Consider the following 14,043-nt stretch of genomic DNA (forward strand, 5'->3'; position numbering starts at 1 on the left):
CTGCGGGATACCCGCACCCAGTCGGCACTCATAACTGGCTTCGCGATTGTCAGCCATGAGCTGCCTCCATGATCGCCTCGTTCACGTCCCGGCCATCGCGCTCCGCGGCCACCTGGGCGGCGAGGACGCGCTTGTAGTCCTTCGGCATGACCTTGCCGAACCGGTCGACCGCACTGTCCCAGTCCGCCAGCAAGGCCCGCGCGACGGCGGATTCGGTTTCGTTGTAATGCTTTTCGATGGTTTCGCGGAGGAAGTCCACGTCCGCGGTGTCCAGCGGGTCGATGTCGACCATCTCCGGGTTGACCCGGTGCGCCGGCAGATCCAGCACGTACGCGAGACCGCCGGACATGCCCGCCGCGAAGTTGCGGCCGATCTTGCCCAGCACGACCATCCGGCCGCCGGTCATGTACTCGCCGCCGTGGTCGCCCACGCCCTCGACGACCGCCAGCGCGCCCGAGTTGCGCACGCAGAACCGTTCGCCCACCTGGCCGCGGAGGAAGATCTCGCCGCTCGTGGCCCCGTAGGCGATCACGTTGCCCGCGATGATGTGGTCCTCGGCCACGATCGGCGATTCCTTCGGCGGCCGCACGATGATCCGCCCGCCGGACAGGCCCTTGCCGACGTAGTCGTTGCCGTCGCCGTAGAGCCGCAGCGTGATGCCCTTCGGCACGAAGGCGCCGAACGACTGGCCCGCGGTGCCGGTGAAGGTGACGTCGATGGTGTCGTCGGGAAGCCCTTCGCCGCCCCACTTCTTGGTCAGCTCCGAGCCGAGCATGGTGCCGACGGTCCGGTTCACGTTGCGCACCGGCAGTTCCAGCCGCACCTTGTCGCCCGCCGCCAGCGCGCCCTCGGCGAGCTGGATCAGCGTGTTGTCCAGTGCCTTGTCCAGCCCGTGGTCCTGCTTGACGCTCTGGTGGCGCACCGCGCGCGGCGGCAGTTCGGGCACGTGGAAGATCGGCGACAGGTCGAGCCCGGCGGCCTTCCAGTGCTGGACTGCCTTGCGCTTGTCGAGCAGCTCGGCGTGGCCGATGGCCTCCTCGACGGACCGGAAACCCAGCTCCGCCAGGTACTCCCGGACCTCCTGGGCGATGAACTCGAAGAAGTTCACCACGTACTCCGCCTTGCCGCTGAACTTCTCGCGCAGCTTCGGGTTCTGCGTCGCGACGCCGACCGGACAGGTGTCGAGGTGGCACACGCGCATCATGACGCAGCCCGACACCACCAGCGGCGCGGTCGCGAACCCGAACTCCTCGGCGCCGAGCAGCATCGCGATCACGACGTCGCGGCCGGTCTTGAGCTGGCCGTCGGTCTGCACCACGATCCGGTCGCGCAGCCGGTTGGCCAGCAGCGTCTGCTGCGTTTCGGCCAGGCCCAGCTCCCACGGTCCGCCCGCGTGCTTGATCGAGGACAGCGGCGAGGCGCCGGTCCCGCCGTCGTGGCCGGAGATCAGCACGACGTCCGCGTGCGCCTTGGACACGCCCGCCGCGACCGTGCCGACGCCGACCTCGGACACGAGCTTCACGTGGATGCGCGCGTCCGGGTTGGCGTTCTTGAGGTCGTGGATCAGCTGCGCCAGGTCCTCGATGGAATAGATGTCGTGGTGCGGCGGCGGGGAGATCAGCCCGACGCCCGGCGTGGAATGCCGCGTCTTCGCGATCCACGGGTACACCTTGCCGCCGGGCAGCTGCCCGCCCTCGCCGGGCTTCGCGCCCTGAGCCATCTTGATCTGGATGTCGTCGGAGTTCACCAGGTATTCGCTGGTGACGCCGAACCGGCCGCTGGCGACCTGCTTGACCGCGCTGCGCCGCTCCGGGTCGTACAGCCGCTCCGGGTCCTCGCCGCCCTCGCCGGTGTTCGACTTTCCGCCGAGGCGGTTCATCGCGATCGCCAGCGTCTGGTGCATTTCCATCGAGATCGAGCCGTACGAGATGGCCCCGGTGGCGAACCGCTTCACGATCTCCGAAACCGGCTCGACCTCCTCGATCGGCACCGGCGTGCGGTCGCCGAACTTGAAGTCGAACAGCCCGCGCAGCGTCAGCAGCTTCTCGGCCTGGTCGTTGACTGCCTTCGTGTACTCCTTGAAGACGTCGTACTTCCCGGCGCGCGTGGAGTGCTGCAGCTTGAACACCGTCTGCGGGTTGAACAGGTGCGGTTCGCCTTCGCGCCGCCACTGGTAGTCCGCGCCGGTTTCCAGCTCGCGGTGGCTCGCCCGGACGCCGTCGACCGGGAAGGCCCGCACGTGCCGCTGCGAAACCTCCTCGGCGAGCGTGTCGAAGCCGACGCCGCCGAGCCGCGAAGTGGTTCCGGTGAAACAGGTGTCGATCACCTCGGCGCCGAGGCCGACCGCCTCGAAGATCTGCGCGCCGGTGTACGAGGCCACAGTGGACACGCCCATCTTGGACATGGTCTTGCGGACACCCTTGCCGAGCGCCTTGATGAGGTTCGTGGTGGCCTGCTTGGGAGTCACGCCCGGGATGAGGCCGCCGTGCGCCATCTCCTCGACCGTCGCCATCGCCAGGTACGGGTTCACCGCGGCCACGCCGTAGCCGACCAGCAGCGCGATGTGGTGCACCTCGCGCGCGTCGCCCGCCTCGACGATGAGGCCGACCTGCGTGCGCGTCTTCTCCCGCACCAGGTGGTGGTGCACCGCGCCGGTGAGCAGCAGCGACGGGATCGGCGCGTGGTCGGCGTCGACTCCGCGGTCGGACAGCACGATCAGCCGCGCGCCGTCCTCGATCGCCTCGGACACCTCGGAGCGGATCTCGTCGAGCCGCTGCACCAGCGCCTCGCCGCCGCCGTGCACCTTGTACCGGCCCATGACTGTGACCGCCTGGAACTCCGGCAGGTCGCCGTCGTCGTTGACGTGCACCAGTTTCGCGAGCTGGTCGTTGTCCAGCACCGGGAACGGCAGCACGATCCGGCGGCACGAGGAAGCGTCCGCGGCCAGCAGGTTCGGCTCCGCGCCGATCTGCGTGCCCAGCGCGGTCACCAGCTCCTCGCGGATCGCGTCCAGCGGCGGGTTGGTCACCTGGGCGAAGAGCTGGATGAAGTAGTCGAACAACGGACGCGAACGCGACGAAAGGGACGCGAGCGGCGAATCGTTGCCCATCGAGCCGATCGGCTCCGCGCCGGTGCGGGCCATCGGCTCCAGGATGGTTTCCAGCTCTTCCTCGGTGTAGCCGAACGCCTGCTGCCGGCGCACGAGCGCGGCGTGCAGCGGGACCTCGCGGTCGCGCTCGGGCAGTTCCTCCAGGCGGAGCAGGCCGGCGTCGACCCATTCGTCGTACGGGTGCTCGGAAGCCAGCTGGCCCTTGATCTCCTCGTCCTCGACGATCCGGCCCGCGACGGTGTCCACGAGGAACATCCGGCCCGGCTCCAGCCGTCCCTTGCGGACGATCTTCGCCTGGTCCAGCTCCAGCACGCCGACCTCGCTGGCGAGCACCACGAGCCCGTCGTCGGTGACCCAGTAGCGGCCGGGGCGCAGGCCGTTGCGGTCCAGCACCGCGCCGATCTGCGCGCCGTCGGTGAACGCCACCAGCGCCGGTCCGTCCCACGGCTCCATCAGCGTGGAGTGGAATTCGTAGAAGGCGCGGCGCGCGGGGTCCATTTCCTGATGGTTCTCCCACGCCTCCGGGATCATCATCAGCACCGAATGCGGCAGCGACCGCCCGCCGAGATGGAGCAGTTCCAGCACCTCGTCGAAGGACGCCGAGTCGCTCGCGCCGCGCGTGATGACCGGGTAGATCCGCTTGAGGTCGCCCGGGACCAGGTCGGTCTCCAGCAGCGCCTCGCGGGCGTCCATCCAGTTGCGGTTGCCCTTGAGCGTGTTGATCTCGCCGTTGTGCGCCACGTAGCGGTACGGGTGCGCGAGCGGCCACGACGGGAAAGTGTTGGTGGAGAAGCGGGAGTGCACCAGGCCGATGGCGCTCGTCACGCGCTCGTCGGCGAGGTCGAGGAAGAACTTCTCGACCTGCGGCTCGGTCAGCATTCCCTTGTAGACGATCGTCCGCGAGGACAGCGACGGGAAGTACACGTCATCCTCGACCAGCTCGTGCTCGGCGCGCTTGCGCACGCAGAAAGCGGCGCGCTCAAGGGCGAGGCCGTCGAGGTTGTTCTTGCGCCCGGCCAGGAACAGCTGGGTGAAGTGCGGCATGGTCTGCGCGGCGGTCGGGCCGCAGTGCGCGGTGTCGACCGGCAGCTCGCGCCAGCCCACCACGCGCATGTCCTCCTCGGCGGCGATCCGCTCGATGGTGGTCATGGCGCGGCCGCGGCGCTTTTCGTCCTGCGGCAGGAACGCGGTGCCGACGGCGTAGCTGCCAGCCGGTGGCAGCTCGAACCCGGCGACCTCGCGGTAGAACGCGTCGGGCACCTGGATGAGCAGGCCCGCGCCGTCCCCGGTGTCCGGTTCCGCCCCGCGTGCCCCGCGATGTTCCAGATTTTTCAGCGCGACAAGGGCTTTCGCCACGATCTGATGGTCTCGGCGACCGGTCAGGTCCGCGACGAACGCCACCCCGCAGGCATCGTGCTCGTAAGCGGGGTCGTAGAGGCCGTCAGTGGCCGGGGTGCTCGAACGGTGGGTCACGGCTGGCCGCCTCCCAAGGGCGTTGGCACGGTTTCTTTGACTCCGAAGGGGGTTCATCACTGAACCGGTTAACGAAGTGGTCCGAAACCGCGATGGTCAGTCGAGAAGGGAAACCATCCGGTGTCTTCGCTCTCGCGGGGCGCGGCACTGCGTCGCGATGCGCGGCCGGTCGACGACCGGGCCGGGTGCCGGATGGTTTGTCACCGCACGGCGATGGGCGGCGGAAAAAGTTCTGCACGTCGCTGTACAGGCACACGCGCCGGGGTCGGTCAGCCTGTGTGGTGGGGGCCAGCCGGGGCGCGTGGTGGTGACTCCCGGGTTCGCCGGGTCTTATGACGATAGTGTGAATTCGCTGTGATCGACATACGTCATCGCGCTCTCGTGGGAAAGGCCACGCATACGTTGACGCCCTCCGGGGTACTCCCATATGTCGGGCCGTCTCTCCCGCCACTCGGTCAGCGAAGCCGCTGACCTGCGTAAACCTGCCTGCATGCCCGGTGTCAACCCCGCGTTCGCTGCTGGTTGACTGGGGGGCGTGAGGGGGACCGCCGATGACTGATCGTTATCTGTCCGTGGCAGTGGCCGGGCTGCACGAGATCGAAATAAGGCGTTCACGGTTCCTGTGCGCGCTCGCTCCGGTCGACGGCGAAGCGGCCGCGCGGGAGGTCATTTCGGCCCGCCGGCGCGCGGAGCCCGCGGCGCGGCACCACTGTCACGCGTTCGTCCTCGGCCCGGACGGCCGTACCCAGCGTTCGAGCGACGACGGCGAGCCCGCCGGGACGGCCGGGGTGCCGATGCTGGAGGTGTTGCGCCGCCGCGAAGTCACCGGCACGGTCGCGGTGGTGTCGCGGCATTTCGGCGGGGTGCTGCTCGGCGCGGGCGGGTTGATCCGCGCGTACGGGCAAGCGGTGTCGGACGCGCTCGACGCGATAGGCCTGGTCGAGTACCGGCGATTGCGGCTGTTCGAGGTAACGATGGACTACACCCGGGCGGGCCGCTTCGAAAACGATCTCCGCGCCTCGCCGTACGTGCTGCACGAGACGCGATTCGAGGCGGCGGCGCACTTCGAGGTCGGGCTGGCTCCCGGCGAGGAAGACCGATTCAGCAGCTGGCTGGCCGACCTCACCGGCGGCGAGGCGGTCGCGGCCGAGCTGGGGGAGGAGTGGGTGCGCCGATAGCCCGCACCCTGGCTCAGGCTCGGAAGATCAAGCCGCGACGGGCTTTCCGCCCAACGCCCGCACCCCGGCCTCGGTGAGCACCGCGCGCACTCGCGCGCCGTACGCTCCGCACTCGGCGGGTTCGATCAGGCCCTTGCGGACGAGATCGCGGACCGTCCCTTGGTCGCAGCAGCTCAGCCCGTCGACGAACAGGTCCGGTTCGCAGCTGCAGCTGATTTCCGCGTGCCCTTCGGCGACAGCACGCAGGGTTGCCCGCTCCCGATGGTTCAACTCGGCAGTCACGGCGGTTCCTCCTTCTGTCCCGGCCCCTGGTGTACCCCGGGAACGGTTCCAGTGTCCGTCGCGAGTGGCGGATTGTCGCGTATTTCACTCCTTTTTACGGGGGTATGTCGCGGGTATTCTCGGGGGTGCCCCTCATGCGCCCCGCCATGCGTTCGCGAGGGATACGAAAGTAGGTTCCTGCGGAGCGGGTACCCGTGCGGAAGCGGGTGCGCGAGGCAACGGCGGGAGGGCAGCCGCGAGCGAGCGGAAGACTCCGCGGAAATGCCGATTCGCCGCTCGAAACGAACGAGCCGACCGCGGCGAACTCGTATTCCGGCGCGCCGCGCGCTTCGCAGGTGACCGTCAGATAGTCGCGCACAGAGTGCGCTGTGGACAGGGGGCCGCCAACCGGCCGGCGGAAACGGTCAGATGGGCATCAAGCGGGCATCCAGCTGAGGTTGACGTCCTTTATGGACAGTCCGCGGCCGCCAGGCTTGGGACTGGTCTTCGATTCCCCAAAGCGCCCCTCGCGGACTTCGGTGCCAACGCCAGGAACTCAAGCTGCGTCAAGACCGACGGCATTCCGCGACAGCCGGGAGGGGTCCCTTCACGGACTTCTCCGGTCAGCGCGGGCGGCGAGCTACTTGCTGCGTTCGAGCAGGGTGCGCACAGCCGGGCCGATGAGCCGCTCGATCTCGTCGGCGGGCGCGGTGGCGAGCGGGTCCTTGCGGGTGATCGAGCGGACCAGCCCGATGCCGAGCAGCCAGGCCATCGCGAGGTCGGCGCGGAGTTCGGCGTCCGGCGCGTCGGTGAGCCCGGACAGCGCGCGGGTGTACTCGGCGTCGAGTTGCGCGCGCAGCGCCTCGTCGGCGCGGTCGGTGCCCGAGGACCGCAGGTAGGTCTCGATCGAGCGGGACGCCGGGTCGTCGCGTTCGAGGAGGCTCCGCAGCGCCGCGGAGAACAGCCGTTCCGGCGGGGTCGTCTCGACCTGGGCCAGGCCGCCGCGTGCCATCACGTGCTCGAACAACGCGTCTTTGCTGCCGAAGTACCGGAACAGCAGCGCCTGGTTGACACCCGCGCGGTTCGCGATGTCGCGCACCGTCGTGCGGTCGAAGCCGCGGTCGGCGAACAGTTCGGCCGCGGCGTCCAGCAGCGCGGCCTTGGTCGCCGTCGCGTCGCGTTTGCGCGAAGGCTGGTCCGCGTCCATCGGTTCCCCCTGGTGTGCGCTGGTGTGCGCGACGAGGTTAACCCGAGGGGTCGCGGATCGGCCGGACGAACTACGCGGACCAGGCGACCGGCAGCTCCTCGGGGCCGTAGACGAGCGTGTTGTGCTTGTACGCCAAAGATTCCTTCGGCACTGCCAGGCGCAGGCCGGGCACGCGGCGGAACAACGCGGTGAGCGCTTCCTGCATTTCGACCCGTGCGAGCTGCTGGCCGACGCACTGGTGCGCGCCGAACCCGAAGGCGACGTGCGTGCGCGGCGATTCGCGGGTGAAGTCCAGCTGGCCGGCCCGCGGATAACGATCCTCGTCGCGGTTGGCCGAGTTCAGCGCGGCGATCAGCCAGTCACCCGCGGCGATCGTCTGGTCGCCGACCTTGACCTCCTCGGTGGCGTACCGCAGCACACCGAACTGCACGACCGACAGGTACCGGAGCAGCTCCTCGACCGCGCGCGGCGGATCGGCGAGGGCTTGCGCGCGCTGGTCCGGGTGTTCCAGCAGCAAGAGCGCGCTGAGCGCGATCATGTTAGCGGTGGTTTCGTGCCCGGCCACCAGCAGGCTGAGGCCGAGCATGACCAGCTCGTCCAGGTCGAGCGGCTCGCCGGACGCCTCGGCGCGGACGATGAGCTTGCTGAACAGGTCGTCCCGCGGGTCCCGTTGTTTGCCGCCGAACAGGGCGCCCAGGTAACCGGCCAGTTCGCGGAACGCCTGATCCGTGGTGCCCGCGTCCTGGCCGGTGCTGACCAGCAGGCTGCTCTGGCGCTGGAACAGCTCGCGGTCGGCGTACGGGACGCCGAGCAGCTCGCAGATCGCCAGCGACGGGATCGGCAGCGCGAAGTCCTGGACCAGGTCGGCACGGCCGGGTTTGGCGAGCATGGCGTCGAGGTGCCGTTCGACCTGCTCGCGGACGTACTCGCGCAGCCGCTCCACCCGCCGCACGGTGAACTCGGCGACGACCATCTTGCGCAGCCGGGAATGCTCCGCGCCGTCGAGCTGGATGATCGAACCCGGGCCGACCTCGTCGTAGGGGTCCAGATCGGCTTTGACGTGCGCGGAGGAGGCTCCGCGCGAACTGAACGCCGGATCGGCGAGCACGGCGCGGACGTCGTCGTAACGGGTGACCAGCCAGGTGTCGAACCCGGCCGGGCAGCGGATCCGCGACACCGGCGAGGTCTCCCGCAGCGCGGCGTACTCGGCGGGCGGATCGAACGGGCAGCCGGCCGGGCGGGTGGTCGGAAGGGCCGGGGTCTCGGGCGGGGTGGACATGCGGATGGCGCCTTTCCTCCGACGGTGCGGGCATCTTCCACTCTGGAGACGCCCGCACCGTCATGGGGCCGTTGATCGGGACAGGCGACGGAAGGACCACGGCTCTGCCCGATTCACCCCGCCCCGGTTAGACCGGTTCGGTGAGCGGCTCGTCGGCGAAACGGCGGGCTACCCGTTCGGCTCCCGCTCGCGCCCGAGCCGTGGTGGCGAGGATGGCGAGCGCGATGATCACCGTGGTCCCGCCCGCGACGGCCCACCAGGCGGTGGCGTATCCGGTGAGCGGGGTGGCTGCGGCGGCGAGAATGCTGCCCGCGACCGCGACGCCGAGTGTCTGCCCGACCTGCCGGGAGGTGGACGCGACCGCGGCGGCGACTCCGGCCTGGGAGCGGGGCATGCCGCTGACCGCGGCGTTGGTGACAGGCGGATTCAGCAGCCCGAAGCCCAGGCCGAACACCCCGTACGCGATCGCGAGCATCCACAGCGGCGTGGCACCGGAGGCGGTGGTGAGCAAGACGGCGACGACCGTCATCGAGATCCCCGCGGCCAGCAGCGGAATCCGCGCGCCGCGCGTGGCGACGAGACGGCCGGACAGCGGTGCGGCGATCGTCACGGCCACGGCGGCCGGCAGCAGCATCAGACCGGATTGCAACGCCGACAGCCCGCGCTCGTCCTGGAGGTACAGGGGCGACAAGAACAGGAACGTGCCGAACGCGGCGAGCCCGCATACCGCGCTGATCGTGGCCGACGAGAACGGCGCACTCCGGAAGAAGCGCAGCTCCACCAGCGGTTCCCGGCGGCGGAGTTCCCAGCGGATCAGCGCGAGCAAGGCAAGCCCGCCGAGCCCGGCCAGTCCGAGGATCGCCGGCGAACCCCAGCCCAGCCGCTGGCCTTCGATCGCCGCGGTCACCGCCGACCCGAGCAGCACCACGACCAGCACCTGTCCCACCGGATCCGGGCGACGGGGGTGCGGCGCCCGCGATTCCGGCACGTAGCGCGCGGTCAGCGCGAGCGCCGCGACGACCACCGGCACGTTGACCCAGAAAATCGCCCGCCAGCCGATGCTCTCGGTCAGCACGCCGCCGAGCACCGGGCCGACGCCCAGCGAGATCCCGACGATCGACCCCCACACCCCGATCGCCCGCGCCCGCTCGCCGGGGTCGGCGAAGACGTTCGTGATGATCGACATCGCGACCGGGTTCAGCATCGCGCCGCCGAGCGCCTGCACGATCCGCGCGGCGACCAGCCAGCCGATCGACGGGGCCACACTGCACAGCAGCGAGCCGAGTCCGAAAAGGACCAGCCCGGCCAGGAAGGTTCGCTTGCGCCCCAGGCGGTCTCCGGTGGCCCCGCCGAGCATGAGGAAACAGGCGATCACGAGCGTGTAGGAGTCGATCGTCCATTGCAGGCCGTTGATCGACGCGTCGAGATCGGTGCGGATGACCGGGAGCGCGACGTTGACGATCGTGTTGTCCATCGCGACCACGAGGATGCTGGAGCAGAGGATCGCGAGAATGCCGAAACGGCCGCGTGCGGTGCCGGCTCCCATTCAGTGCTCCGTCCAGCCGGTGGTGATCTCTTCGCCCGCGGTCCAGACTTCGGCGGCGTATCCGTCCGGGCGGACGAGGACGGCGGCCAAGCCGTGCCAGTCTCGGGTCGAGCGCACGACATGCTCGCCGGCTGCGGCGGTGGCGCCGAAAGCCACGAGAGTGAACCGGTCCGGCCGCAGCGCACGATGGAGGGTGCGACCGTCGGCGAGCGGGAGGTTGGGTACTCGACGGCCGGCGAGGCTGCCGTCTTCGGCGTAGGAAACGTCCAGCCCGGACAGCCAGCCGCGCAGCTCGTCCGCGGTGTCGCCGTTGCGCCCGATGAGGTCGGACATCAAGTCCCGCAACGCTTTTCCGCCCGGCGTGAAGGTGACCATGAGCGCGGCCTGGGCGAGGGTGTTCGCCGCGAGCCGGGCCGCGATGGGGCGGCGTTCGGCGTCGTAGGACTGCGGGCCGTCGACGATCCGCCGCGGCGCGCGTCCCCGCACCTCCGCGGCGAGCTTCCACGCGAGGTTCGCCGCGTCCTGCACGCCGACGTTGAGCCCCTGGCCGCCTGCCGGAAGGTGGACGTGCGCGGCGTCTCCGGCGAGGAACACCCGGCCGGTACGGTACTGCTCGACATGGCGCGTGGTGTCGCCGGTCCGAGACGACCACAGCACCTCGGTGATGCCGAAATCGTCGTCAGTGAGCCGTTTGAGCGTCGCACGCAGTTCGGCCTCGTCGGGGATCTGGGCCTGACGGCGCGCGGCTTCCTCCGGCGTGAGGCCGACGTCGCCGGGTTCGTGGCCGAAGATGCGGTGAATGCCGCCGGGCAGCGGCAGAACGCTGTACGAGCCGCGTTCGTGATCCCAGTTGTGCGGCTGGGCCGGCGGGCGTTCCAGCTTGACGTCGGCGAGGAATCCCATGGTGGATGCGGGAGTTCCGGGGAAGTCGAGGCCGAGTGCATGCCGGGTCGCGCTGTGTGCGCCGTCCGCGCCGACGACGTAACCGGCCCGCCGGGTGTCACCGGTTTCCGAGACGATGGTGACGCCTTGCCCGTCCTGCGTCAGGTCGGCGAGTTTCCACCCGGGCTCGACCACGACGCCCTGCCCGGCGAGATGCTCGGCGAGCAGCCGCTCGGTTTCCGGCTGCGGCAGCAGGAGCACGAACGGGAACGAGGTGTCGAGCCCGCTGTAGTCCAACCGGTTCGGCAGGGTCGCGAAATGCGCGGCAGGCACCGGATTCCCGGCAGCGACCAGGCGTGCGGCCAGCGACCCCCGCTCGTGCGGGATCGAGTCGAAAACCTCAAGGGTGCGCGGGTGGATCGTCGTCGCCCTCGACTGCGCCGCGCGGTCCGGATCCGCCTCGAAGACCCGGACCGCGACCCCGGCTTGACACAGGAACGCGGCCGCCGTCATGCCCACCGGTCCGGCGCCGATCACCGCGACCTCGATGTCCATATTTCCCCCTTTGTCGATGTTCCGCTGGCGAACTCTCTTGATGTCAAGGTATTCTCTCACTGTCTTGATGTCGAGAGAAAGGGCTGCGCCGGTGAACACTGCGCCCCGGGACGCGGTCGACGACCTGGTGGACGCCGTCCGGCGCGGCGGCGGCGGCGAGGACGTGCTCGGCGCGAAGTCGCTGTCCTACCGGCTGCGGCGGGTCGCGCACCAGCTGGAACTGGCCATGCGCCGCGAACTGTCCGCGCACGGGATCGAGCTGTGGGAGCTGGAGATGCTCGCCGCGCTCAAGCGCGCGCCCGGGCACCGGCTGACGCCGGGGCAGGTGATGACGGCGGTCGAGCTGACCTCGGGTTCGGTCACGCACCGGATCACCCGGCTGGAGGCGCGCGGCTGGGTCCGCCGCGACAAGGACCCGGACGACCGGCGTTCGGTGCTCGTCTCCCTCACCGCGGAAGGCAAGCGGCAGGCGCTCGCGTCGTTCGAGCTCAAGACGGAGATCGAACGCGAAATCGCGAAGGCTCTCGACCCGGAAACCATCGACGTGGTGAACGACGCGCTGCGGCGGGTCTCGCACCACCTCAAAGGAAAGGACGAGCAATGAAGCGGGAAACCCTTGGTGCGGCGGCCATCGTCGCGGGCCTGGCCGCCGCCGCGCCCTCGGTGTGGCAGACGGTCACGCACATCACCGATCCGAGCTACCGCGCACCGGAGGTCCGCCACGGCGAAGGTCACGTGCAGTACCACATGGCCCGCGAAGCCCTGATCACCGCGGGCGCTTTCGGTGCGGTGGGCGCCGGTTTGGCGGCCGGACGGGATCGCTCGCCCGCGCTGTGGCGGGCAATGGCTTGTGCCGCAGGCGGTTTCGTGGCGGCGATGTGGTCTGGTGGCCCGACGACGGGGGTGTGGGCGCCGAATCGGAAGGCGCTGGCGATTCACGTCGCGTCGACAAGTGCGTTGTCGGCGGGGGTCGCGTTGCTGCGGCCGAGGCATTAGAGGAACACTCGGGCGTTCTCCAGCCACGCCTTCGCGTCCTCGCCGATCGCGGCCAGCCCGGTTTCGGCCAAGCCGCGGTGCTGGGTGAGGCGAAGGCAGAAATCCCTTGCGCTGCCCCGGATTCGCTGTGCGGCGTCGTCCGGGCCCCCACCCCAGACGACCCACTCGGGGCTGGTCAGTTCGACCCGGATCGGCGCGGTCGGCAGCGGCAGCCGGGCGGCGTGGAACGACAGCCCGCGCCCGGCCACGCCCAGCGCGGCGATGTGCTTGAGCCGGTCGGACGGCGCTCGACGCGCACGGTGTCGAAGATGTCCTGCCCGTGCGCCCACGTTTCCATCAGCCGAAGCGCCACCGCGAGCGAGCGGTACCACGGAAACGCCTGGTCCAGCGGGACCTCGCCGAGCAACGCCGCCGCTTCGGCACGGCCGGCGCGCCAATGGTCCAGCAACTCCGCACGCGGTCGCGCGGCTCCCTCGGCCGCGACCGCGTCGGCGTCTTCGTCCAGCACCGCGGCGAACTTCTCCGGCTGGCGGACAGCGAGGACGACGTTCGCGTCGGCTGCCGCGAGATGCGCGATCTGATGGGCGATCGTCCATCCCCCCGGCCGGGGTCGGTCTCGACCAGTCGGGTTCGGCGGACACCACCGCGTCGAGGTCGTCGCCTTCCGCGAGCAAATCCGGCAGGGCGGCTTCGCGGGTTATGTCGGACAAATCCAGGCCGTGGTCCAGCATGCGACCACGCTGTCGGCAACCCGGTCGCGGCCGGGTCGTTCGGGAAGCGGCTATGGGCTGAGCGGGCAGGCGGTTTCGGCCGAAACGAGCAAGAAGTTCGGCATGCGCAGGTAACTTTCGATCCCGTCCGCCACCGCGGGATCCAGCCCCGGCTCGACGACCTCCCGCAGCCGGCATCCGGGTGCGGCCACTTCGGTGAGGTAGGCGGAAATCGGCCGGTGGAAGCCGGACGCGTCCCGCCCGGCGATCTCGTATTCCGCCAGATGCTCCTTCTGGCGGTACTCGCCGTACTTCCGCCAGATGCCGGACAACTCCTCGAACGCCGAGTGCGTGATGGCGAACACGAACAGCCCGCCCGGGCGCACCGCCTCGACGCAGGCGCGCATCGCGGGCTTCCACCCGGGAATCGCCGTCAGCACCATGCCGCACACGACAGCGTCGAACGGTTCGAGTTCCGGCAGCCGGGCGAGCTCCGCCCGCACGTAGGAAACTTCCGTGGATTTCTCCCGCGCGAACGAAATCAGGCTCTCCGCCGGTTCGATCCCGGTGACCTCGGCCCCGCGCCCGGCGAGCATCCGGCTGAAGTATCCGTTGCCGCAGCCCGCGTCCAGCACCCGCCGGCCGCGCACGTCGCCGAGCAGCCGCAGGAGGACCGGGTTGAGCAGATGCTGGTTGGCGAAGTCCCCGCGCTCGGCGGTCGCTTCCATCGATGCCCGGGCGCTCCCGGAGTTCCACTGCTGGACGGCGGCATCGTTCGTCCACGTCACCGGATCGAGCCTAGGGCGGCTGTCTCGGGATTTTCCGGAAGCTCCTGGCGGATTGACGC

The 14,043-nt window shown here is 69.9% G+C and carries 11 protein-coding genes and 1 pseudogene; 3 read left to right on the plus strand and 9 right to left on the minus strand.

Annotation, left to right across the window (positions count from 1 at the left end; all coding sequences use genetic code 11):
• Positions 1 to 49 precede the first annotated feature (49 nt).
• Entirely contained in the window at positions 50 to 4,582 is a 4,533-nt protein-coding gene (gene gltB / locus A4R44_RS20035; RefSeq protein ID WP_095213472.1) for a glutamate synthase large subunit, read from the minus strand.
• Positions 4,583 to 5,133: 551 nt separating this feature from the next.
• On the opposite strand from gltB, the gene A4R44_RS20040 reads away from it, so the two are divergent.
• Entirely contained in the window at positions 5,134 to 5,760 is a 627-nt protein-coding gene (locus tag A4R44_RS20040; protein WP_067582734.1) for a YigZ family protein, read from the plus strand.
• 27 nt (positions 5,761 to 5,787) lie between these two features.
• Here A4R44_RS20040 and A4R44_RS20045 read toward each other — a convergent pair whose 3' ends face one another.
• From A4R44_RS20045 to A4R44_RS20065, 5 genes are all read right to left on the minus strand, one after another.
• Positions 5,788 to 6,042 (minus strand): hypothetical protein, encoded by a 255-nt coding sequence (locus A4R44_RS20045; RefSeq protein WP_067582737.1) that lies wholly within the window; start codon positions 6,040 to 6,042, stop codon positions 5,788 to 5,790.
• A 619-nt stretch (positions 6,043 to 6,661) separates the two neighbouring features.
• Positions 6,662 to 7,228 (minus strand): TetR family transcriptional regulator, encoded by a 567-nt coding sequence (locus A4R44_RS20050; RefSeq protein ID WP_067582740.1) that lies wholly within the window; start codon positions 7,226 to 7,228, stop codon positions 6,662 to 6,664.
• Positions 7,229 to 7,298: 70 nt separating this feature from the next.
• Positions 7,299 to 8,507 carry a cytochrome P450 gene (locus tag A4R44_RS20055; RefSeq protein WP_067582743.1) on the minus strand — a complete coding sequence of 403 codons (1,209 nt, stop codon included), beginning with the start codon at positions 8,505 to 8,507 and terminating at the stop codon, positions 7,299 to 7,301.
• A gap of 127 nt (positions 8,508 to 8,634) precedes the next feature.
• A complete protein-coding gene (locus tag A4R44_RS20060; RefSeq protein ID WP_067582745.1) occupies positions 8,635 to 10,053 on the minus strand; it encodes an MFS transporter in 1,419 nt (472 codons plus the stop codon).
• Positions 10,054 to 11,490 (minus strand): FAD-dependent monooxygenase, encoded by a 1,437-nt coding sequence (locus A4R44_RS20065; protein WP_067582748.1) that lies wholly within the window; start codon positions 11,488 to 11,490, stop codon positions 10,054 to 10,056.
• A 91-nt stretch (positions 11,491 to 11,581) separates the two neighbouring features.
• On the opposite strand from A4R44_RS20065, the gene A4R44_RS20070 reads away from it, so the two are divergent.
• The gene (locus tag A4R44_RS20070; protein ID WP_198545365.1) at positions 11,582 to 12,094 is read left to right on the plus strand and encodes a MarR family winged helix-turn-helix transcriptional regulator; all 513 of its coding nucleotides are present in this window, start codon (positions 11,582 to 11,584) and stop codon (positions 12,092 to 12,094) included.
• Positions 12,091 to 12,486 (plus strand): hypothetical protein, encoded by a 396-nt coding sequence (locus A4R44_RS20075; RefSeq protein ID WP_067582754.1) that lies wholly within the window; start codon positions 12,091 to 12,093, stop codon positions 12,484 to 12,486. The genes A4R44_RS20070 and A4R44_RS20075 overlap by 4 nt, the downstream gene beginning before the upstream one ends.
• Here A4R44_RS20075 and A4R44_RS52455 read toward each other — a convergent pair.
• From A4R44_RS52455 to A4R44_RS20085, 3 genes and pseudogenes are all read right to left on the minus strand, one after another.
• A complete protein-coding gene (locus tag A4R44_RS52455) occupies positions 12,483 to 12,815 on the minus strand; it encodes a hypothetical protein (RefSeq protein ID WP_338080271.1) in 333 nt (110 codons plus the stop codon). The genes A4R44_RS20075 and A4R44_RS52455 overlap by 4 nt on opposite strands.
• 8 nt (positions 12,816 to 12,823) lie before the next feature.
• Positions 12,824 to 13,162: pseudogene (locus A4R44_RS52460) on the minus strand (maleylpyruvate isomerase N-terminal domain-containing protein); the annotation flags it as partial.
• A gap of 105 nt (positions 13,163 to 13,267) precedes the next feature.
• Positions 13,268 to 13,984 carry a bifunctional 2-polyprenyl-6-hydroxyphenol methylase/3-demethylubiquinol 3-O-methyltransferase UbiG gene (locus A4R44_RS20085; RefSeq protein ID WP_067582757.1) on the minus strand — a complete coding sequence of 239 codons (717 nt, stop codon included), beginning with the start codon at positions 13,982 to 13,984 and terminating at the stop codon, positions 13,268 to 13,270.
• Positions 13,985 to 14,043 lie beyond the last annotated feature (59 nt).

The organism is Amycolatopsis sp. M39, from assembly GCF_001651785.1.
GTDB classification, from domain to species: domain Bacteria; phylum Actinomycetota; class Actinomycetes; order Mycobacteriales; family Pseudonocardiaceae; genus Amycolatopsis; species Amycolatopsis rubida.

Coding starts and splice junctions, on each gene's coding strand:
- A4R44_RS20040 (WP_067582734.1), top strand. CDS start 5,134: ATGACTGATCGTTATCTGTCCGTGGCAGTGGCCGGGCTGCACGAGATC.
- A4R44_RS20050 (WP_067582740.1), bottom strand. CDS start 7,228: ATGGACGCGGACCAGCCTTCGCGCAAACGCGACGCGACGGCGACCAAG.
- A4R44_RS20055 (WP_067582743.1), bottom strand. CDS start 8,507: ATGTCCACCCCGCCCGAGACCCCGGCCCTTCCGACCACCCGCCCGGCC.
- A4R44_RS20060 (WP_067582745.1), bottom strand. CDS start 10,053: ATGGGAGCCGGCACCGCACGCGGCCGTTTCGGCATTCTCGCGATCCTC.
- A4R44_RS20065 (WP_067582748.1), bottom strand. CDS start 11,490: ATGGACATCGAGGTCGCGGTGATCGGCGCCGGACCGGTGGGCATGACG.
- A4R44_RS20075 (WP_067582754.1), top strand. CDS start 12,091: ATGAAGCGGGAAACCCTTGGTGCGGCGGCCATCGTCGCGGGCCTGGCC.